Genomic DNA, 20,785 nt, shown 5'->3' with positions numbered 1-20,785 from the left:
TTCATTCTCCCGTTGGTTCGCGGTAGCCCTAGGTCGGCACAGGCTCATCTATTTGCAAAGATGCAGAAATTGAATTAGCGAACGGGATGATAGACAGGAGAGATTGTGCTGAGCGATCTTCACATTGAGTTTTTAGAGATTTCTACTTGACCCAACGGTGCGATCACTCAATAAATACGATAAACCGATTGAATTACCGTATTTACTTAGATTAGATAGTAACACGATCCTGAAATCTGTGAAACATACAGCCCCAGTCGAGCAGGAGATCACCCTGCTACCGTCTAGGTGAAATCCGCATCACAGTCACTTGATTGCAGAATCTAAGCTAGAACGATGCAACACAGAAGCTCATCTTTGCGCTCAAAAATTATCTCGATCGCACTTCTAAAGGCTTTAAAACTATCGGTAACTTCCTAGTTCAGAAATTCCCGTAATTAGGTCAAATTTGAGGTGATTATTTTAGTAGCAAATGAAATTTTTCAGTATTTCTTATCCTCTTTAAAGCCTATAAAGGTGATTGGATTAGGTGAAATTCTGCACTTATTTTATTTGCTTGAAATCCTTAGAAGTCTTTTTATTCAAAGGTTTATTCTCAGATACGGCAAAAATTAATTTCATATTTTTATAACATTTCGCTTCAATCATCTCGGTTTATCGTTTTGACAAGAAAGACTACTTGCTTCTATCAAGTAATAGGAATACAGTGAAAAACAACAAATCTAAATCGATTTTGAATCGGGCAAACCTTATCCATTCACACATACAGACAGACCCCGGCTCTCAAACATTACAAGGAACGCTCTATCATGACTGCTGAAATTCCTATCTCTCCAAGCCTGCATGGCTTAAAGCGAGAGTGTCTCTCTTACGGTGAGGTGTTAGCCCAATCTTTTGCAGTGCTTGCTCCAACGACAGTCCCAGCGGCGGTGATGGGCTTAATCTACGCTTCATCAGGAAATGGCACTTGGCTCAGCTTTTTGCTGGGGATGATCGGACTGCTTTTCGTGGGCATCAACATTAACGAATTTGCCCGCCGCTCTGCTTCTCCGGGGTCGCTCTATTCCTATGTGGTGAAAGGATTAGGTCCAACCGCAGGGATGTTGAGCGGTTGGGGATTGATTTTGGCTTACTTGTTCACCGGAATGTCTACTTTGTGCGGCTTTGCGATTTTTGGACAGAAGCTGCTGGGTTATGTTGGCATTCATACTCATATCTTGACGCTGTTTGCGGTGGGAGTGGCTGCGGCTTGGTATGCTGCCCACAAAGACATTCAACTCTCTGCCAAAATGATGTTGCTGCTGGAAGGCGCATCGATCGCTTCTATTTTGCTGCTCGGCATTCTGATTTGGGGACACAAGGGATTTGCGATCGATCCGGCTCAACTCACATTACAAAACGCAACTCCGGGCGGGATCACGGCGGGAATTGTCTTAGTTGTGTTTGGATTTTCGGGCTTTGAAAGCTCGACTTCGCTCGGAGATGAAGCCAAAAATCCCCTCAAATCGATTCCAAAGTCGGTCACGCAGAGTACGATTCTGGCAGGATTGTTCTTCATTTTCATGGCTTACGTCGAAGTTTTAGCATTTCAAGGTGCATCGGTCGATCTGGCAAAAACAGAAGCACCGCTTGACTTCCTAGCGCACCAAGCAGGCGTAGATTTCTTAGGCATCTTGATCAGCTTAGGAGCACTGTTGAGCTTTTTTACTTGTACGCTGGGCTGTATCAATCCAACTGCACGAGTCTTGTTTCTGATGGCGCGGCATGGTGTGTTTCATACCTCGCTAGGTGCTTCTCACGAAGAGAATCTCACACCGCATACGGCGATCGCGCTCGCTTCGCTCCTAACCTTTGCGATCCCGACAGCCGTTTTATTGTTTGGTGTCACTCCGTTTGAAAGTCAAGGTTATTTTGGCACAATTTGCACCTATGGCTTTTTGCTAGTGTACATTCTGATCTCGATCGCGGCTCCGGTGTACCTGCATCGCTTGGGTCAACTCCGTCTGAAGAACATTGTCGTCTCTGTCTTTGGGGTTGCATTTATGATGCTTCCCGTCTTGGGAACGATCGGGATTCCTGGCAGCGATTTGTTTCCAGTTCCAGAGCCTCCTGCCAATGTCTTTCCCTATCTGTTTTTGTTGTATGTTGCCGTAGGTTTTGCCTGGTTTGTGTTCCAGCGTTACCGTTTCCCGCGATTAGCTCGACAAATGCAGCGATCGATTGAAGCCATTCATGACCATCACGCAGAGCAAAAAAAGGTTGATTAGCGATGAATGAATTGATCAAAGCATTTTCTACAGGCATCACTGCTTTCACTGCCACAAACTTAGATGACATCGTGATTCTGATGTTGTTCTTCGCGCAAGTGAATGCTCTGTTCCGCCGCAGACATATCGTAGCGGGGCAATATTTGGGATTTGGAGCGCTGGTATTAGCAACCCTGCCCAGCTTCTTTGGAAGTGCGTTGTTTCCGCGTCCCTGGATTGGATTGCTCGGACTTGTGCCGATCGCGATCGGTGTGGTTCGATTGATCAATCCCGACTCTGATGAGCCTGAGGATGAGTCATCCAACGAGCAACCACAAAGCGATTGGTTAACCAGTTTTCTGTCTCCGCAAACTTACAGCGTGGCAGCCGTGACTTTCGCGAATGGAGGAGATAACATTGGCATCTATGTCCCTTTGTTTGCCAGTGCAACTTGGGAAAGCTTGTTGGTGATTATCACCACGTTTTTCACAATGGTGGGTGTTTGGTGCTATGCCGCCTATCGATTAAGTCGGGTTGATGCGATCGCGGATTCTCTCACTCGCTACGGGAATCAGCTCGTTCCTTTTGTGTTAATCGGCTTGGGCGTGCTGATTTTGATTGATAGCCACACGCTCGAAGATCGAGGACTAACCGTGATTGCTTTGGTGATTAGCAGCATGGGTTTGATTCATCTCATGCGTACCCACGTTCCTACCCTGACGAAACCTGAACAAAACGAACTTTAGGAGAATGATGATGAAACGATTTAAGCTAGTCTTAGTAGCTTTGGTGATGTTGATTCAGATTGCGATCGTGCCTGCCGCTCTAGCCGATGCGCCTAAGTTGACGACCACACCGGAATATACTGAAGTGACAACGGCGATCGCGGATTTGCTCAACGCTAAATCTAATCCCAAAAACTCAGAGCTAAGTCCCGTCGAAATTGAACAAAAGCTTGGCGCATTGAACTTACAGAAGTACATTCTCGAAACGGCTTCTGACTGGTCACAATGCCGAAATGAAACTGGGAAGACGATCTCCGTTTACGCTCACAAAGCGAAGAAAACGCCTCAACCCAGCACCTTGTACTATCTCGGAACTGGAAAAACCACAGATGATGATTGGAACTGTGATGGCATTTACTTGCCCACAGGTGCAAAACTTGCAGGTCAACCTGAGCTAACCCAGCCGGTCGCGCTGCAATTTGTGAGTGGAACTCAACTCACGATTACAAGCAACCCAGATGGCGAAATTGAGCTTAACTTACCCGCCGCAAAAACTTTGACTGCATCACCTGACAGCACTTTGCCCATCCCAGATCTAACCCTAGCTAGTGTTGAGGCAACTGCTCCCAATGCTCCAATTGAAGATTAGACAGCGTTAAATCAATGGCAACTTCTCGATCGTTTCCGCAATTCTTTCGTCAAATTCTGGCAGCTCGATGGCGCACCTTACTGCTCTTATTCACAGGTGTTGTATTGCCACTCATTGGCTTTGAGCAGTTCGCGATCGTCATTGGGCAACAAGGTACTTTTGCTTGGGATCAAGCAATTCTCACGGCAATTCACAGCACCGCTCAATCGATGCTTGATCGAATTGCGGTAACGATTACTCCGTTGGGTGTGTTTTATGGCGTTTTCCCCATTGCGACCCTAATCTCGATTGGATTGCTGTATCGACGGCGTTGGCGATCGCTCTCTTATCTATTGGTCACACTGCTTGGCAGTGCTTTAATCAACCGCACTGCAAAAATCTGGCTGCATCGCGATCGTCCCGATCTATGGGAAACGCTCACACCGCATACCGATTTCTCTTTCCCAAGTGGACACGCGATGTCGAGTATGTCCCTAGCTGCGGCTTTAGTGATTCTGACTTGGGGGAGCCGCTGGTGCGGATGGGTCAGTGCGATCGGAGCGGGCTTTGTAGTGATGATCGCTTGGACTCGTCTTTATTTAGGCGTTCACTTTCCCAGTGATATTTTGGCAGGGTGGATGATTTCTCTCGCTTGGGCGATCGGAGTGAGCTTAATTATTCGCCCTCATCTCGAAGCCCCATACGAAGAAACAACACTTTTACCGGATGAATTACAGTCTACCCGGAGTTAAAAGGGCAGGATTACCTTGAACATTTTAGAGTTTTCGCTATTAGTTTGGTTTGGATCGTTTGTCGCTGGCTTTCTTGGTGCTCTCACAGGATTGGGCGGTGGTGTCGTCTTGGTTCCATTGTTAACTTCAGTGTTTGACATTGATATTCGATATGCGATCGGGGCTTCGCTCGTTTCTGTGATTGCAACCTCTTCGGGAGCGGCATCGACTTACATTAAACAAGGACTTACCAATCTGAGAATTGCAATGTTCTTAGAAGTTGCAACCGTGATCGGTGCCTTAATTGGCGCGCTAATCGCAACCTTCATTTCCGTAAAGATGTTGGCGATCGTGTTAGCAATCACCTTGCTCTATTCAGCCTACCTTGCTCAACAATCGCGACCGGAATTTTGTCAACCAGAGACCAGCGATCCACTTGCTGCACAATTGCAGTTGAACGGAACCTGTCCCACTCCAAATGGCGCAATCGCTTATGAAGCACAGTCGGTTTCAACCGGATTTAGCATTATGGTGATCGCTGGAGCATTGTCTGGACTGTTGGGAATTGGTTCAGGTGGATTCAAAGTCTTAGCAATGGATCAGGCAATGCAGCTTCCATTCAAGGTTTCAACAACAACGAGCAATTTTATGATCGGAGTCACGGCTGCGGCTTCTGCGGGTGTGTACTTAGCGCGAGGCTATATCGATCCAGGACTAGCAATGCCTGTGATGCTAGGCGTATTTCCTGGCGCATTGCTCGGTGCAAAGGTTTTAATCGGCGCGAAAACTCAATCACTACGAATTCTATTTAGTCTGGTACTCGTCGTGATGGCGCTTAAGATGGTGTATAACAGCCTGATGGGAGGGGCATAGATGTATCAAGATGCAGATCCAAAAGCGGTTTCAACCCTCGAAACGCAAATCCTCACGCCCTCTCATGAAGCACAGTTATCCCGATCGATTAGCAATTTACTGCAATCTGGTGTGTGGCTTGCAAGCGCAATTGTCTTAATCGGTGGCATTCTCTACATTGTTCGACATGGGGCTGAACCTGTTGATTATCATGTCTTCAGGGGCGAACCTGCGATGTATCGATCGCCCGCAGGGATTATCACTGCAATGTTTGCAGGTCATCGTCGCGCTATCATTCAGTTTGGGCTACTGATCCTGATTGCGACGCCGATCGTCCGAGTCATTCTCTCATTCATCTCGTTTCTTCGCTGGCGCGACTTTACCTATGCTGCAATTACTGCCGTAGTTCTTTCTGGCTTGATCTACAGCTTTATTGGTGCCTACTTCTGAGGCGCTTGCAATTTCTGGCTAGTCTCAATCAGTTGTTTCAGATCCAATAGCTTTGTCCCTTCACCACCGACAATAAACGGTAAATTTCCGTTCCATTTCTCGATCGCTTGTCTCTGCAAAAGTTCAGGCGTTAAGCTCTCTCGTAACAATTGTTGAGCAACCGCTTCTCCTCTGGCTCGATTGGAGATCGCTTCTGCTTCTTTTGCGGCTTTCAGTGCGACAAACTCTGCTTGTTTTGCTTCCTGTTCTGCCACCTGTTTCGCTTCGACTGCCTCTCTAAACCGTTCTGAAAACTTAATATGCACCAGCGACAGATCATCCACAGCGATGTGATAAGGCTGTAATCGTTCAGTCAAAGCTTGATCAACCTCAGCTTTGACAGTTCCACGCTCGGTAATAATCGCCTCAGCCGTATACTTCGCCATGACGGCTTTTAGCACTTCTTCGACCGCTGGACTGATAATGCGCTCGATCACCGCCTGCTTGTTGCCAATTTGCTGATAGAGTCGGTGAACTTCTGTGGGGACGATATGCCAGTTGAGTGCAACATCAGCATAGACATCTTGTAAATCTCTAGAGGATGCTTCGGCTGAGATTTCCTGGCTTTGCACCCGAACACTGAGTTTCTCAACCGTGTAAACGATCGGAAGGATTGGATGAATGCCTTCTGACAAGACTATTTCTTGCACTGCACCAAAGCGCATCAAAACACCCCGCTCTCCAGCATTGACGATCGCAAAGAAGCTTGAAAGCAACGCCAAACAGAGCAAAACCAGGATGACTTTGAAGGCAATTTGAGAGTCTTGTGAGTTCTTCTTCGGCACTTTCAATGCTTTAAGGGTTATGTTTCAGAATCCAGAAGGTTCAGCAATCATCGAACTTTAGGAGAACTTCCGTTAATATACAACAGATACGGACGACGCTTTCTTCATGCTTCAAACTCTTTTTTTCAATCCGCTCGCAATCACACCTGTAGAAGTGGGAATTGCGATCACAACTAGTATCGCCGCTTTTGCTGCTACCAATCTCGATGACATTTTGATTCTGATGCTGTTTTTCGCACAGGTTGATCATCGGCTCCGTCCGAAACACATCTGGTTTGGTCAATATCTTGGCTTCGGACTCTTGCTTCTCGCCAGTTTGCCTGGATTTTTTGGAGGGTACTTGATTCCTCGTCCTTGGCTCGGCTTGCTCGGTTTCCTACCCATTGCGATTGGGTTCAGTCATTTCTTCCGAAAAGAAGAAACAACGCTTCAAACCGTTCATTCAGAAGTTTTAGCCCATAAGCCACAGTCTTTTCTGGCTCCTCAAACCTATCAGGTTGCCACTGTAACGATCGCGAACGGTGGCGACAATATTGGTAGCTATGTTCCTTTGTTTGCCAATAGCACTCCGATTACTCTAGCTATCACTGTAGCTGTGTTTTTTATCATGATTGCAGTTTGGTGTATAGTTGCGAATTCGTTGAGCCGTCATCCTGCAATTGCACAATTCATTACCCGCTATGGCGATCGAATTGTTCCCTTCGTGCTAATTGGATTAGGGATTTACATTTTAGTCGAGAGCAAAACCTACGAACTGCTGAAAGCGTTCTAGAAAAATTGCTAACTATTAATACCAGTCATCTTCAGTTGTGTTAGGCTTTCCCCTCATCAGCACATTGAGTGATTTCAAATAGATCAACCCTTGGCTAATTTGCTGGGGTGTTCCTCGTATTTCTATATCGCAGTAGCTTTCGCCAATATTACTCTTACCGAGGTTAGCACCTGTGATATTGACGACTAAGTTAAAATCTGAAACTAAACGAGAAAGAATGGGTTCTTGATGATATGAGGCTGAAATTTCTAGGCGTAACCGAACGCGATTCAAGGTTTGGTATCGAAGTAATGAGGATGTCATAACTGATCGCTTCTCTTCAATCGGTACAATGCTAGTTCTCTAAGCTGTATGTGCTAATTTCCAACTCACCATGACCAAAAGTAAATAGATACTAAATCGGAGCGGGCGTTGCGGAATTAGCTTACAAAGTCTTGCCCCAATCAACACTCCAGGGACTGAGCCGAGCCAAATGGGAAGCACTAAGCTCCAATCTACGGTTCCCAATGTCAAATGCCCGATCGAGGTAAACCCTAATAAGATTGCTGCTTGAGCTAAATCGGTTCCAACTAATTTGCGGGCATCGAGTTGAAAGAAAGCAATTAGCACCAATGCAAACATCGAACCCGAAGACACGCTTGTTAATCCCACAATGCAACCGAGAATTGCACCGATCGCGATCGCGCTTCCCCGCCCGCTATAAGTTTCTAAATCTAGCTTGGGTAGAGTCGGCAGTTCATATTGGGGTGCGAGAGTCATTAACAACAACTGTAATAATGCAGTTCCCGTTACTAATAAAATTGCATATCCAATTAGATGCAATAGCAATCCATCTAAATTTAAACTTTCAACATTCCTTAATTTGTGCAATAGTGCAATGCCGCAGAGCGAACCCGGCACACTACCAAATGCTAACCACTTCACAGCCGCGCAATCTACTGTTTGCTGCCGCCAGTGCTTGACTCCCCCAATCACCTTCATTAAGGTTGCTGCAACGACATCCGAACTCACGGCAACTGAGGCAGGCACTTGAAACATAAACACTAACATGGGCGTGATTAGCGATGCACCACCAATCCCAGTCAATCCGACGACGATTCCCACGGCAAAGCTGAGCGCAGTTAGCAGTAAGTAGTCCATTTCTACTGACCTCCCAGAAGCAGGGTTGTATCAATGCCAGGGAGATCAAGCACTTTTAACTGAATGAGTACAACAACCGCGATCGTAAAAATCGAAGAAGAAACGACACCCCACAGCAGTTCTTTCTTCAAATTCCGCTCTTGGGATTGAAAAACGTCGGTCGCACCTGCTTGCATCAGCAGAATTCCGATTAAATTTGAGAACCAGTATCCAATCACCGTTCCTGGCAATACCCAGCTAGAAGAGAACAGGCTGCAAACATAGCCAAATCCATATGCGACAGGCAGATTGAAAATCAGGTCATTCCACCAGCACAGCGGCGAGAGCAACCAACCGATCGCGAATAAGAGCCAGCCCCGAATTTTTTTTAGAGACAATCCTCGGAGGCTGAACTCTGTCGTTGCTTCCTGTTCTTTTTCCAACTCTCTCATACCCAAAGCAGTCCGATAAACTTACCGTATATTAGCAGGAAAATGGCGAGAGAGCGATAAACCGATAGGATTACCGTATTTTATAGAAACAACATCGAAGGACTGCATTGCCATATCTTGCTCAGAGCGATTTCAAAGCATTGCAGAGAAATCAGTTGATTTGAGTTATCAATTAATTAGGAGCCGCTGATTGAGCGCTGTACGCAGATTAGATATAGTACATCGGATTTGAATGCTGGAGCGCATCTCGCTGTTGGAGGAGATCCTTAAGCGTGGTCGATCCGAGGAGTTCCTGCGATCGCGCATTGTTTTCATACCAGATTTTGTAAATGATTTTCCGCTCGACCGTAGGAGCAGCATCAATATTCCGCTGTTTACGCTCCCCATCCATGAGCGTAACGATATCTAGGAGCGTGATTTCATGCGGATCATGCGCTAAGACAAATCCACCTTTCGATCCGCGCAGACTCCGAACGATACCACCTCGGCGTAACGTTGCCAAAATCTGCTCAAGATAGCGTTCAGGAATGTCGTGCTTTTCGTTAATTGCAGCAGAGGTCAGTGGATAAGGCTGATCACGGTGGCTTGCAAGCTCTAGAAGCGCTAGCAATGTATATTCGACTTTGGACGACAATTCCAGAAGTGTACAAATCTGAGAATTTACTTGCATATAAACTACACTTATTCGCTCGATTTAGTGTAGTTTAGCGCAAATCGCAGAATTTCAATAAAACAAAGCTATTGAGAAAGTTCCACGATCTGCACTATAGCAATCCTAATTGAGTTATAAACCTTTCCGCCCTCATCCCCAACCCTTCTCCCCTAGGGAGAAGGGAGCCAAATCTCTTGTTCCCTCTCCCCCAGGGAGAGGGCTAGGGTGAGGGCAGAATGGCTTTGATTTTACAAATGAATTAGGCTTGCTATAGAGGCCCCTAACTTGCTTGAGTAAAAGCTCAACGCAATGAGAAAAGTGAGCTTATCTCTCACGCATAAGCTGGAAACGTTTTCACTGATTTCGGCTTGATGTAGATCGGCTGATCCACTCGCAATTGCAGTTGGTTAAATCGATCGCGGCTTAAATTGGCAGTCACCAACTCTCCAGATTCCAACCGAACTTCCACAATGATTTCCCAACCGAGATGGACAACTCGATCAACCCGCGCAGGAACCGCTTCAGCCGAGGGTGCCAAGTCGATCTTGATATCGTGTGGGCGCAAAAAGATGCGATCGGACTTGAGTCCATCACGCCCATTCTCCGGCAAAATCCCTGAGTGAATCGGGACAACATTCACCGGACCAATGAAGCTCATGACAAAAGCGCTTGCGGGATGGTCGTAAATTTCAGTAGCGGTTCCGACCTGTTCAACTTTGCCTTGGTTCATCACCACAATCTCGTCTGCAACTTCCATCGCTTCTTCCTGATCATGCGTCACAAAAACCGTCGTAACGCTGACCTCTTCATGCAGGTGCCGTAACCAAGTGCGAAGCTCTTTGCGAACTTTGGCATCTAGTGCTCCAAAGGGTTCATCGAGCAATAAAACTTGGGGTTGAACTGCAAGGGCACGCGCCAGAGCCACCCGCTGCCGTTGTCCACCCGAAAGCTGAGAAGGATAACGATCGCCCAATCCTTGTAACTGAATTAATTCAAGCAGTTGCTCAACTCGCTCTCGAATTCTTGCTTTTGGTGCTTTGCGAAGCTCTAGGGCAAATGCGATATTTTCACGAATGGTCAAATGTTTGAACAACGCATAATGCTGGAATACAAAGCCGATGTTGCGTTTCTGAACTGCAGTATAGGTTGCATCTCGTCCGAGCAAGGCAATTCGCCCTCCATCGGGCTGTTCCAATCCTGCAATCATTCGCAGCAGCGTTGACTTTCCTGAACCTGAAGGACCTAACAGCGCCACCAAGGAATTTGTTTTGATGCTGAGGCTGACTTGATCGACGGCATGAAACGCTCCATAGCGCTTTGAGACGTTTTGAACTTCAATTCCCATCCTGTGTGGCTCCTTCGGCGGTACGGCTTTATTATCTACGATTTGTCTATTAAGTTACAGTATATAACGAGTAAGTCCAGGCTATATGTAACTTTTAGTACGCTTCCAGCCTGCAATCATTCGGCTTAAGCATCTACTTTCTTAACGAAAACAGCAACTTCAAAGGAATTTTCCGCTTTCTTGATCAGTTTATGCGAGTTTAGGTAATATAACAAATACCAATCAAGGACTTGTATCTCAAAGGCTAAATGCGCGATTCATAAATGACACTTGAACAATTGCGAATTTTTTTAGCCGTTGCGGAGCAGTTGCATTTCACCCGTGCAGCCGAAACTCTGTATATTACTCAACCTGCGGTTAGTGCGGCAATCCAGACGATCGAAGCAGAATATGGTGTCAAATTATTTCACCGCATTGGTCGCAGAATTGAAATCACCGATGCGGGACAACTGCTTCAGGTGGAGGCGCAGAAAATTCTTGATCAAGTTGCATTTGCAGAACGGCAACTAAGAGAATTAAACAATCTACAACGCGGTGAACTTAAAATTGGGTGCAGTTTGACGGTTGGTAATTATTGGCTTCCCGATCGCATTAGTCGATTCAAACAGCAATACCCAGGAATTTATGTTCATTGCATTTTAGGAAATGCAGAAGAGATCGGAGAAGGCACAGCGCTTGGAAGATTTGATCTTGGACTGGTCACAGGTGGAGTGAAGCAGTCTTGTCAAGAACATTTACAGCCGGAATCCGTTGGTCAGGAGCGCTTGCAGATTGTGGTTGGTCAAACTCATCCTTGGTTTGGACAGCCCACGATCGCGACTCATGAGTTATCGACCAGCACTTGGGTTATGCGCGAATCAGGATCAGGCGCACAACAAATGTTTGAGCAGGCTTTAGCGCGTTGGCATATTGAACTACCTTTGGCAGCTGCCCTAGTTCTAAGCACCAGTGAGATGGTCAAAGCAGTAGTCGAACAAGGCGTTGGAGCGGCAGCGCTACCAGAGCTAATGATTCAAAAGGAACTCAAGTTAGGAACACTTTGGGCGATCGCAGTCGTAGATCCAGAAGGCAATCCATTAGAGATTGTGCAACCGATTCTCAAGCTCAAACATCAGAAACGATTTCAAACCCGAATTGTTAAAATATTCGAGCAATTCTTAACTGAATAGCGATCGGACTAACCCGTCATTCTCTTCCAGTGCCTGGTTCCAGTTCTCCATCCCGATCCAGATCCGCAATCTTCCCAATCCCTCACGTCCAATTGCGCTCTAGCATTGGACTAAAGCCGAAGAATGCTGTGCCTTTGACATCAATCGTTGAGTTCAACCCAGCTTGTCTCACACCCCTTTGCTAAAGACACAAGAGCGATGGATGTTAGTGGCACGAGGGAATTAGGGCTGGCACTTTGCAATATATTGATAGAAGCTTGTGGGCACGGACGTTATATAAGCTGTTCTCCCTTAACAACTGCTAATTGCTATGAGACAACTCTTCTGGTGTCGCTTCTACTTCGTCTACAGCATTAGTTCGACTTAGGTGTGGATGAATTATAAGGCTGACTCCGATCGACCAGGCAATAGCAGCCATCCATCCCGCCAAAATATCACTGGGAAAATGCACACCTAGATATAATCGAGTCCAGGCGATCGTCACGACAAAGGCACTACCACCTAATATTACCGGCCACGACCAGCGAGTGCCCCAGGTCAAAATAATCAGTGCTATCACTAGGGTCATGCTACCCATTGCATGTCCACTTGGAAAAGCAAAGCCTAGCTTTGGCTCAAGTTGCTCCCACAAATGAGGTCGAACTCGGTGTAATGCAGTTTTAGCAACCCGATTCAGCATTCCACTCCCAGACAGGGTAAGAACCAGGTAGAGTAGCGATCGCCAGCGTTTACGTACTAGCAGAATCAGCCCTACAAAAGTGGTAAGTAGCGTAATGCCATGAAAGCCACCTGTTTTGGTCACAGTTTTGGCAATTTGATCGAGCAGGGGCGTTGCTGTTGTATGAATTGCCAAAAGAATTGCATTATCCCAGGCAAACCCACCTTGTTCTTGCAGCACAACTACTGCTAATGATTGAAACGCAAGCAACGGCAGTCCAATTCCGACCAGGAATAGTAGCAGAGTGACCCAGTGCGCTTGTAGTACCCGTCTGATAAATCTCAAAAAGGAGGGAGATTGATTCTTTAGATTAAAGTCCACCATAATGAACGGCTTTTGATAGATTACTTAAACGACTAATTTTCAACTCACCACTATTAAGATCGAATAAACGATCGCCCGGAGTAACTTTTGTAGAAGGAATCGACAGAACCAGTTCCCAGCCATACTTCTGGGATTGACTCTAATCATATCGCTCCCGTAAGAGTCCAATCGACCTTGCCATATTTCTGGATCACATCAGGGCAATGAGGGAAGCAGTCTTAAAAAAGAAGTCTGACATAGGCAGTCACGTTGATGACTAAAATTTATTAACGACAAGCTGTCCTACCTCACCTTGCTGTATTAATTAAGTACGGTAATTCGACAAATTTACCGTACTTAATTAACATACACAATGAGGATGCAGATGAGCAAGCTTAGATCAGGTGTGTTAAATCAGATTCAAGGAAAATCAGTTTTGTTAACTCTCGCTGCCCGAATCACGAAGCACAGAGTGCAAATTCTGCAAGCCAACCCATTAGTGCGGACATTTATTCTTCTATTTGTGGCTAGTCTAAGTTTGAGCTTGATGTTTAGCGCTTGCTCCAGCAACCCCTCTTCTAACGCAAGCCTCACACTAGGTAGTCAACAAGCCAATGTGACGCTCAACCTCGTGTCTTTTTCAGTCACTCAAGCAGCGCACGAAAAAATCATTCCCAAATTTGTCGAGAAGTGGAAGCAAGAACATAATCAAACAGTTCGATTTAATACCAGCTATGGTGCCTCTGGCCCACAAGCCCTAGCCGTAATTGAGGGGGGACAAGAAGCCGATATTGTTCATCTTTCACTGGCTCCAGATGTGAAAAAGTTAGAGCAGGCTGGTTTTATTCAACCCGGATGGGAAAAGGAATTTCCGAATGAGAGCGTTGCTAGTCGGTCAGTTGTGGCGATCGTAACTAAAGCAGGCAATCCCAAACGAATTAAAACTTGGGCTGATTTGGCAAAAGATGGGGTAAGTGTCGGGACTCCCAATCCCCAAACTTCTGGTGGAGGAAGATGGAACTTTCTGGCACTCTGGAATGCGGCGTTAAGCAATGGAGGCAGTGAAGCGAAAGCACGAGAGTTCGTCACTAAAATTTATCGAAACACACCTGTCCTTCCTGAAAGCGCCCGCGAAGCAACAGACGCATTCTTTAAAGCGAAGCAAGGAGATGCCCTAATCACGTATGAAAATGAAGTGATCTTGAAGGCGCTGAACGGTCAAAAATTGCCCTATATCATTCCTGAAACGAATTTCTCAATCGACAATCCTATTGCCATTGTGGATAAAAATGTTGATAAACATGGGACTCGTCAGGTGGCGCAAGCCTTTATTGAATTTCTCTACACATCGGAAGCACAGCAGGAGTTTGCCAAAATTGGCTATCGTCCATTGAACGACAGCGTTGCACAGGTCAAAGAGCTGAAGAGCCAGTTTGTTCCAGTTAAGACACTGGCAACCGCTAAAGGCTACGGTGGCTGGGCTGAAATTGAGAAGAAGTTTTTTAGTGAAAATGCTGTCGCGAACAGAATTCTGCAAGATAGCAAATCGTAATCAGGCTCATCCTTCCGAAAATACGGAAGTCAGAGCATTGAAATCAAAACCTTGCACAAGCTGGGTCATATCGTGGGGGAGATTGGTAATCTCCCCCCATAATTGACTAAAACTAATGCCAAAGCCATACTGCAACACCAGAACGATCGCGGCAATTGCTACAATCAACCCCGCACCAGCTTTTAAGATTCTAATCACTAGCATGCTCGATAGAATCAAGACTGCGATCGCTGCTGCGATCAACACAACTTGTGAATCAACCGAGCTCAGTAAACCATCCATAATCAAATCCGTAAATGAGTAAAAAACAACAAGAAAGTTAATTGAAGTGATTGAACGAAACAAGCTCTACAACAAAACAGGCTCTACAACAACAGGAGAAGCATCGATCGATAGTGGGGCTTGCGATCGTCGTAAGAAATTCCAAGCAACCAGCAATCCAATGATTGCTAGCCTAATCCAATTGGGTGGGACTAAATTAGGTTGCAAGGCTTTACAGAGTAGCCTTTCTAATAAGTAGGCGGGTTCTAATCAGGCATTTGGAGTTTATAAACCCGCCTCTCATTGACTTATCCGAATTTGTTTAGCACTGCCTAGTCGTCAACTTCGATCGCTGCTAAATTGCTGGGAATGCGAGACTCGATAAATGCTTGAGATAGATTTGGAACTGCCCCATCGCCGTTCCCTGCTTTTAAAACTTTTGTGGGCGGCACATTCAGGCTCAACTCTCCGGTATCTGGATCGGTTTTAGCGACCAGTTGAGTCCCATTCAAGACCTTGTAAGCTAGTGGCTGGGTAACCTCTACGCCTGCAACTTGAATGCCACTGGGAAGATAAAGCCCATTGCAGTCCCATCCTTCAGGGGTGCTTTCTCCGCTGGCTAGAAAGTACAGTTCACTGTTAGAGGCTGACTTGGATTCTTCACTCGAAGGACCATAGACAGCGATCGTTTTACCCGTATCATTGCGACACTGTCCCCACGTGATGCCAGATTCCATCGCTGCTTTCTGGATCTGCAACTCATCAATCTTTTGCTGAAGTTCGGGGCTACGACCTTGAGCTTCTTTTTGAGCCAGCAAACGATTCAAGGATTGTGTGAGTTCAATATACTCAGGATTTTTAGTAACTTTGGGAGGGTCTGCTAAAGAAGGTTGAGCGATCGCGAGGTTGACCACAAACATCAGGATGACGATCGCAAGTTTGAACAGAGTCTTCATATTTTTTCTCCAATAAACACCAGAAATATCTTATTAATGTGCTTTCTTCATCTAGTGTGAGGCTTTTACTTGCTGAGAATCTATTACAGGCACATAAATTCATCCTATGAAGCTTGATTGATAAGAGCAAACACCATTTTTTGTTAAATCAATAAATCCCTTTGATTAAATTCCTGAAGCGAGCTAATAGACAGGTTCCACCAATACTGATTGTGAATTGCTGTACATTCGTGCCAAAACATCAGGCAGCTCATCATAGACGCTAGTTCCCATACTTTGGCAGCAGCTTCCAAACAGCATCACGCTCAGTCAACTTCAACCCGCTCATTACTTCAAATTATCAACATAAAAAAGAAGAGTATTTGCACTTATTATTTGAGCTGCGTAAAGTGAAACCATAGCGAATGCAGCACACGTAGAAAACACACTGCATCTATCAGAAACTTCAAGTAACTTAACGAGAAAGGTCAGCCGTGAATTCAAATCAACCTACTCCACCCGATACCGATACCAACCGGCAATCCGCAGTTGTGATAAATCCTAGAAAGATTCAGCCTCCTGAGAAGAAGCCCTTAACTCTCGGTCAAAAGATAGCAGACAAAATGGCAGCAAAAGTTGGTTCTTGGGCGTTTTTGATTGGACAATCGACTGTGCTGGCGGGTTGGATTACGTTTAACTCTGTCCCCGGTATGCCTCACTGGGATGAACAACCCTTCATTCTGTTGAACCTGGTATTTTCGTTTGCCTCTGCTTACACTGCTCCGGTTGTCTTGATGAGCCAAAATCGTCAGTCAGAGGAAGATCGGGAAAATGCGAATCACAACTACCAGGTCACAGTACAAGCCGCTCAAAATCTCGAACTACTTCACCAAAAGTTGGATGCTGAGTATTCCAAGAAGCTAGATGAACTGACGATGTTGATCAAGCAGCAACAGCAAGCTCAGAGTGAAGTCAAAGTCGTCTTTGTCCCGGCTGAAGTGAAAAATGAGTTCGATTCCAGCATGAACACAGCCCTACCGCTGCTCAACCACCTATCGAAGGGCACGGTTTACGTCAATTCTGACAAGAAGATTGATGATATTAAAGTCAAAATTAATAACTAGCAAAGCTTGCTCTTTACCAATCGTCATCTCTTCTCTGCCAGCAATGATGGCTGATAACATTGCGCCAACGCTTAGAAGATTAGTGGGAAATCACTAGTATGAAAAATGCTGCGTAAACTTGAGCGAGACTGACGATTAAGGGAATTACAGTGCTTAATTTTAAATACTCCCGGTTAAGTTGATAGTGTCTAAGGCAAACCTCACAAGAATTAGCATCGCTGCCAGGTTTAATCTCTAGCACTTAAACGTTCATAGCGCAATCCGATCTAACAACTTCTGGCTCCAGACTTGTTCCATTACTGCGCACGCCCTTGGCGCAGCGAAGCTGTTCGCTGCACTTTCAACTTCAACCCTCTGTTTAGTTGAGCGCTTGAGCCGCTTCGCGTGAACCTATCCAAGCATCCAGATCGAGCGTGAAGTTTTTGGGATGCTGCAAGGTAAAGGAGCGCCCCTGTTTCAGTAAATCGCCTTGGCAAAGAATTGGGATGCGAGCTTGGTGGGCTTTGACCGCGAGTTCATAAGTTGGATCACCCAGATCAAACTGGGTGCGGCGAAGTTTGCAAGCGACTACTCCCATGATCGTCACTCTGCCCTCGGTCACGCCTTCGCGGATATCGGTCACAATCCCTTGAATCGTGGTATTCGGCAGGGTGGTTAACAAGTCATGCAGAATATCGAGTTGCGGGCAGCTTTGCTGTGCCAAAGGCAACGCCCTTTCACTTCTTCCAGCGTATCGAGCAACTCATACATTCGGCGAGGAAAATCGGCAAGCGTCTGGTCGGATGGGAGGAGTACTGGACTCGACGAATTTCCATTGCGCGTCCATGGGGAAGCATTGTGAACGGCTGGTGCATAATTCGCTTTGATCCCGATGGCAAAGAAATGATGCGCGTAAAACTGCCCGTTCAGCGCCCCACCGCCTGTACGTTTGGTGGAGTCGATCGAACGACACTTTACATCACAACCGCATCCGTCGGGTTAAGTGAGGCAGAAATCGAAGACAGCTTTTACTCAGGTGATTTATTTGGTTTGCCAACTCACAGCGCTGGCTTACCGACTTACTGCCTCCGGCAGTAACGAGCAACTTCTAAACTTTTCAACACTATCGGATTGGAGGAACCCATTCGCGGTTGGCTTTTTGAGTTCGTGTTTGATTTGATGAACCGCTGTAGAGATGTAAAGCAACTTTGGGTCGATCGAAGGATTGAGCCTACTATCAAAGCAACGGTTCAGTGTTTCATTTTCCCCGATACACGGGTTTCGTCTGTGATTTCGACAACGGTAGAAGATAGCGCACAACCCCCTTTCAGCAGCAGGGCTAGAAGGGGGGATTTAGGGGCAGGTCGGTTCAAATCGAAGCGAAAAAACTCATCGAACTGACGTTAATTCAGGCACAGTATCAAGCTGCATGGAATTACAAGGGAAGTACGTTAACCTCTCAATTTCTGAGTATTCTCAACCAAGCTCTGAGCAAAGGCATCAAAGCGCTTCGACAATCCTTCATCGAGTAACTTACCGTCTTCGCTAAATGCCTTCCAAGCTTGTCCAACCGCAACCTGTTCAGGAATTGTCCAAGCGTGAATCCAACGTAAAATAATTCGCAGATCATTCAGCGAATTGTTATTCGACTGTCCACCCAAGACACTAATCACGCCGGTTACTTTTCCGGTGAATTCCTCAAATCCCATTAAATCAAGCGCGTTTTTTAGCACACCGCTAACGCTGCCATGATACTCCGGTGTCGCTAAAATCACGGCATCTGCTTCACTGACAGCCTGTTTAAGCTTTGCAACCCCTGGATAATCCGGATAATCGTCGCTACCATCACAGAAGGGCAGGTTAAGCGATCGTAAATCCAAGATCTCTACCTCTGCACCCAGGGCTGCAACGCGATCGGTGGCAACTTTCAGCGCTTTTTGACTGTATGAGCCTGGTCTTAAACTTCCTGCAATGCCAACTACTTTTACCATTGAGCTGATTCCTTGGAGACGATATGCTATTATCATAAACAAAACAAACTCGTAATGACTACGCCTTAAGCCGTAATTTAGCGATTCGGTTAAAACGACAGGAGAATTTTCGATGACGCAAGCAGTTCAACTCACTCAGTTAGACAGTCCTCAAGAATGGGATTTGTCTGATCTCTATCGAGGTTTTGACGATCCGAAGTTGACGCAGGATCTAGAGGCGTTGCAGACGCAAGCCAGCGAATTTCGCGACTCATTTCGCGGCAAAGTTAAAGAGTTAACAGCAGAACAGCTAGCCGAATGTTTTAAAGCGTTAGAAGCGATCGCCGAAAAATCAGGCTATCTCTACGCTTTCCCATCCCTAATTTTTTCCGCCGACACGCGCAACACCGAAGCAAAGCAATTCCTCGACAAAGTCATGGAAGCGCTGACCGGAGTTGAAAACCAATTACTGTTCTTTGATCTAGAGCTTCAAAGTTTAGAGGCAGATAAGTTTGATCAACTACAAAAAGCTTCAGTGCTTTCAACCTATCAACACTATCTAAACCGAATTGCAAAATATCGTCCGCACACGTTGTCCGAAGAAGTAGAACAAACTCGTAATCAGGATAGTTTGACTGGACGACAAGCCTTTATTCAACTGCGATCGGTGCATCTCGGTGAACAAGAATATGAGCCGGTCACGACTCCAGACGGTCGCACGGTCAATACTGAATCTGAACTGAGCGCGCTGCTGTATCATCCTGATCCAGAGATTCGCACTGCTGCTTATCAATCGGTTCGCAAAGTGATGAAGCAGCACAATTCGCTGTATGCCTACATCATGAATACGGTTGCCCAGGATCACAAGCTGGAAAACCAGATGCGCGGCTATGAGTCAACGCTGCATAAGCAACTGCTAGCTGATGAAGTGTCTGAACCAGTGTTCCGGGCAATTATGACGGGAACGGGCGATCGCTTTGATTTATTCCAGCGCTACTACCAGCTAAAAGGTCAAGCATTGGGTCAAAAGATTCGGACTGCTGATCTTTACGCCCCTTGGACAACCGAAAGCGCTCCCCCTGTAACTTACCAAGCGGGTGTTGAGACTTTACTGTCTGCCCTGGATCAGTTCGATCCGAACTATGCTCGACGTGCAGAAGAGTTCTTCTTGAACAACTGGGTGGATGCGAAGGTGCGTCCCGGTAAACGGGGGGGTGCATTCTGCTCCTACACCTACGGCAAACATAGTTATCTGTTGATGTCGTACACCGATGACTATAATTCGCTGTTTACCTTGGCGCATGAGATGGGTCACGGGCTGCACTTTGCTTGGATTGACGATCGTCAAACTTATTTCAATAGTAATCCGCCAATGGTGCTAGCAGAAATTGCTTCAACCTTTAATGAACTCTTACTACTGGATTATCTGTTGAAGCAGGCGAAAGACGATAAAGCATTGACTAAATCGTTGATCACTCGACAGCTTGAAGATCAATTGAATCTACTGTTCCGGCAGAGTACGATCAGCCGATTGGAATTGGCAATCCACGATCGAGCGGCTCAAGGTAGCTTTGATCAGACCTTTGTGAATGGGGAATGGATGAAGCTATATCAGACCTTGTGTGGCGATGCGGTTGAAGTGCTGCCTGAGCATCAGTATGACTGGGCACGGATTGGACATATCTATTTCAAGCCGTTCTACTGTTATCAGTACACTGCATCGAACATTGTCAGCCTTGCTTGCTATCAGAAGTATCTTGAAGTTGGTAAAGACTTTATTCCGGGTTACTTGGAGCTTCTAGCAGCAGGAGGTAGCTTAGATCAAGTGACTGCACTGCGCCAATATGTGGGTGTGGATATTGAAGATCCAGCCACGATTCGAGGTGCATTGACTTATGTTGAGAAGCTGTTAGATCAGTTACAAGCAAGCCTGTAGTTTAGCAGAAAGACCTGCGATCGACGATCGCAGGTCTTTTTA

At 46.1% G+C, this 20,785-nt stretch carries 23 protein-coding genes; 12 read left to right on the top strand and 11 right to left on the bottom strand.

Features of this window, described 5'->3' with window-relative positions; all coding sequences use genetic code 11:
• The first annotated feature begins 809 nt into the window (after positions 1-809).
• Genes H6F51_04505 through H6F51_04480 form a run of 6 tightly spaced genes read left to right on the top strand, consistent with a single transcriptional unit; the run spans position 810 to position 5,632 of the window.
• Entirely contained in the window at positions 810-2,267 is a 1,458-nt protein-coding gene (locus H6F51_04505) for an APC family permease (protein ID MBD1821761.1), read from the top strand.
• A gap of 2 nt (positions 2,268-2,269) precedes the next feature.
• Positions 2,270-2,992: a cadmium resistance transporter gene (locus H6F51_04500; GenBank protein ID MBD1821760.1), complete on the top strand. Its 723-nt coding sequence runs from the start codon at positions 2,270-2,272 to the stop codon at positions 2,990-2,992.
• 10 nt (positions 2,993-3,002) lie between these two features.
• Positions 3,003-3,620: a hypothetical protein gene (locus tag H6F51_04495; GenBank protein MBD1821759.1), complete on the top strand. Its 618-nt coding sequence runs from the start codon at positions 3,003-3,005 to the stop codon at positions 3,618-3,620.
• 14 nt (positions 3,621-3,634) lie between these two features.
• Positions 3,635-4,351: a phosphatase PAP2 family protein gene (locus H6F51_04490; GenBank protein MBD1821758.1), complete on the top strand. Its 717-nt coding sequence runs from the start codon at positions 3,635-3,637 to the stop codon at positions 4,349-4,351.
• Positions 4,352-4,366: 15 nt separating this feature from the next.
• Entirely contained in the window at positions 4,367-5,203 is an 837-nt protein-coding gene (locus tag H6F51_04485) for a sulfite exporter TauE/SafE family protein (GenBank protein MBD1821757.1), read from the top strand.
• Entirely contained in the window at positions 5,204-5,632 is a 429-nt protein-coding gene (locus H6F51_04480) for a DUF1634 domain-containing protein (GenBank protein MBD1821756.1), read from the top strand. It abuts the gene before it with no gap.
• Here the strand turns inward: H6F51_04480 and H6F51_04475 are convergent.
• The gene (locus tag H6F51_04475) at positions 5,623-6,477 is read right to left on the bottom strand and encodes a prohibitin family protein (protein ID MBD1821755.1); all 855 of its coding nucleotides are present in this window, start codon (positions 6,475-6,477) and stop codon (positions 5,623-5,625) included. The genes H6F51_04480 and H6F51_04475 overlap by 10 nt on opposite strands.
• A gap of 85 nt (positions 6,478-6,562) precedes the next feature.
• Here H6F51_04475 and H6F51_04470 point away from each other — a divergent pair, with 85 nt between their 5' ends.
• On the top strand, positions 6,563-7,228 hold the full coding sequence (locus H6F51_04470) for a cadmium resistance transporter (GenBank protein ID MBD1821754.1): 666 nt from the start codon (positions 6,563-6,565) through the stop codon (positions 7,226-7,228).
• A gap of 15 nt (positions 7,229-7,243) precedes the next feature.
• Here H6F51_04470 and H6F51_04465 read toward each other — a convergent pair whose 3' ends face one another.
• From H6F51_04465 to H6F51_04445, 5 genes are all read right to left on the bottom strand, one after another.
• A complete protein-coding gene (locus tag H6F51_04465; protein ID MBD1821753.1) occupies positions 7,244-7,531 on the bottom strand; it encodes an NIL domain-containing protein in 288 nt (95 codons plus the stop codon).
• Between the two features lie 39 nt (positions 7,532-7,570).
• A complete protein-coding gene (locus H6F51_04460) occupies positions 7,571-8,368 on the bottom strand; it encodes a sulfite exporter TauE/SafE family protein (protein ID MBD1821752.1) in 798 nt (265 codons plus the stop codon).
• A 2-nt stretch (positions 8,369-8,370) separates the two neighbouring features.
• Positions 8,371-8,799, bottom strand: coding sequence for a hypothetical protein (locus H6F51_04455; GenBank protein ID MBD1821751.1), 429 nt, complete (start codon positions 8,797-8,799; stop codon positions 8,371-8,373).
• Positions 8,800-9,007: 208 nt separating this feature from the next.
• Positions 9,008-9,469 carry an Rrf2 family transcriptional regulator gene (locus H6F51_04450; protein ID MBD1821750.1) on the bottom strand — a complete coding sequence of 154 codons (462 nt, stop codon included), beginning with the start codon at positions 9,467-9,469 and terminating at the stop codon, positions 9,008-9,010.
• A 313-nt stretch (positions 9,470-9,782) separates the two neighbouring features.
• Positions 9,783-10,796, bottom strand: coding sequence for a TOBE-like domain-containing protein (locus H6F51_04445; protein ID MBD1821749.1), 1,014 nt, complete (start codon positions 10,794-10,796; stop codon positions 9,783-9,785).
• A gap of 263 nt (positions 10,797-11,059) precedes the next feature.
• On the opposite strand from H6F51_04445, the gene H6F51_04440 reads away from it, so the two are divergent.
• Positions 11,060-11,965 carry a LysR family transcriptional regulator gene (locus tag H6F51_04440; GenBank protein MBD1821748.1) on the top strand — a complete coding sequence of 302 codons (906 nt, stop codon included), beginning with the start codon at positions 11,060-11,062 and terminating at the stop codon, positions 11,963-11,965.
• Between the two features lie 301 nt (positions 11,966-12,266).
• Here the strand turns inward: H6F51_04440 and H6F51_04435 are convergent, their stop codons facing one another.
• Entirely contained in the window at positions 12,267-13,007 is a 741-nt protein-coding gene (locus H6F51_04435) for a phosphatase PAP2 family protein (protein ID MBD1821747.1), read from the bottom strand.
• Between the two features lie 364 nt (positions 13,008-13,371).
• Between H6F51_04435 and H6F51_04430 the strand changes: the two genes are divergently transcribed.
• On the top strand, positions 13,372-14,538 hold the full coding sequence (locus H6F51_04430) for a sulfate ABC transporter substrate-binding protein (GenBank protein ID MBD1821746.1): 1,167 nt from the start codon (positions 13,372-13,374) through the stop codon (positions 14,536-14,538).
• A 6-nt stretch (positions 14,539-14,544) separates the two neighbouring features.
• On the opposite strand, the gene H6F51_04425 is transcribed toward H6F51_04430, so the two are convergent.
• Positions 14,545-14,820, bottom strand: a complete 276-nt coding sequence (locus tag H6F51_04425) for a hypothetical protein (GenBank protein MBD1821745.1) — start codon at positions 14,818-14,820, stop codon at positions 14,545-14,547.
• Positions 14,821-15,131: 311 nt separating this feature from the next.
• Positions 15,132-15,755, bottom strand: coding sequence for a hypothetical protein (locus H6F51_04420; protein ID MBD1821744.1), 624 nt, complete (start codon positions 15,753-15,755; stop codon positions 15,132-15,134).
• A gap of 602 nt (positions 15,756-16,357) precedes the next feature.
• Here H6F51_04420 and H6F51_04415 point away from each other — a divergent pair.
• A complete protein-coding gene (locus tag H6F51_04415) occupies positions 16,358-16,858 on the top strand; it encodes a DUF1003 domain-containing protein (GenBank protein ID MBD1821743.1) in 501 nt (166 codons plus the stop codon).
• A gap of 358 nt (positions 16,859-17,216) precedes the next feature.
• Here the strand turns inward: H6F51_04415 and H6F51_04410 are convergent, their stop codons facing one another.
• Positions 17,217-17,561, bottom strand: coding sequence for a hypothetical protein (locus H6F51_04410; protein ID MBD1821742.1), 345 nt, complete (start codon positions 17,559-17,561; stop codon positions 17,217-17,219).
• Here H6F51_04410 and H6F51_04405 point away from each other — a divergent pair.
• On the top strand, positions 17,555-17,935 hold the full coding sequence (locus H6F51_04405) for an SMP-30/gluconolactonase/LRE family protein (protein MBD1821741.1): 381 nt from the start codon (positions 17,555-17,557) through the stop codon (positions 17,933-17,935). The two genes, H6F51_04410 and H6F51_04405, sit on opposite strands and share 7 nt — an antisense overlap.
• A 353-nt stretch (positions 17,936-18,288) precedes the next feature.
• Here H6F51_04405 and H6F51_04400 read toward each other — a convergent pair whose 3' ends face one another.
• Complete coding sequence (locus H6F51_04400; GenBank protein ID MBD1821740.1) at positions 18,289-18,828, bottom strand: NAD(P)H-dependent oxidoreductase; 540 nt, start codon at positions 18,826-18,828, stop codon at positions 18,289-18,291.
• A gap of 112 nt (positions 18,829-18,940) precedes the next feature.
• Here H6F51_04400 and H6F51_04395 point away from each other — a divergent pair, with 112 nt between their 5' ends.
• Complete coding sequence (locus tag H6F51_04395) at positions 18,941-20,743, top strand: oligoendopeptidase F (GenBank protein MBD1821739.1); 1,803 nt, start codon at positions 18,941-18,943, stop codon at positions 20,741-20,743.
• The last annotated feature ends 42 nt before the right edge of the window (positions 20,744-20,785 follow it).

This window comes from Cyanobacteria bacterium FACHB-DQ100 (genome assembly GCA_014695195.1).
Lineage (GTDB): Bacteria > Cyanobacteriota > Cyanobacteriia > Leptolyngbyales > Leptolyngbyaceae > Leptolyngbya.
This window is presented reverse-complemented; position numbering and strand designations above follow the sequence as displayed.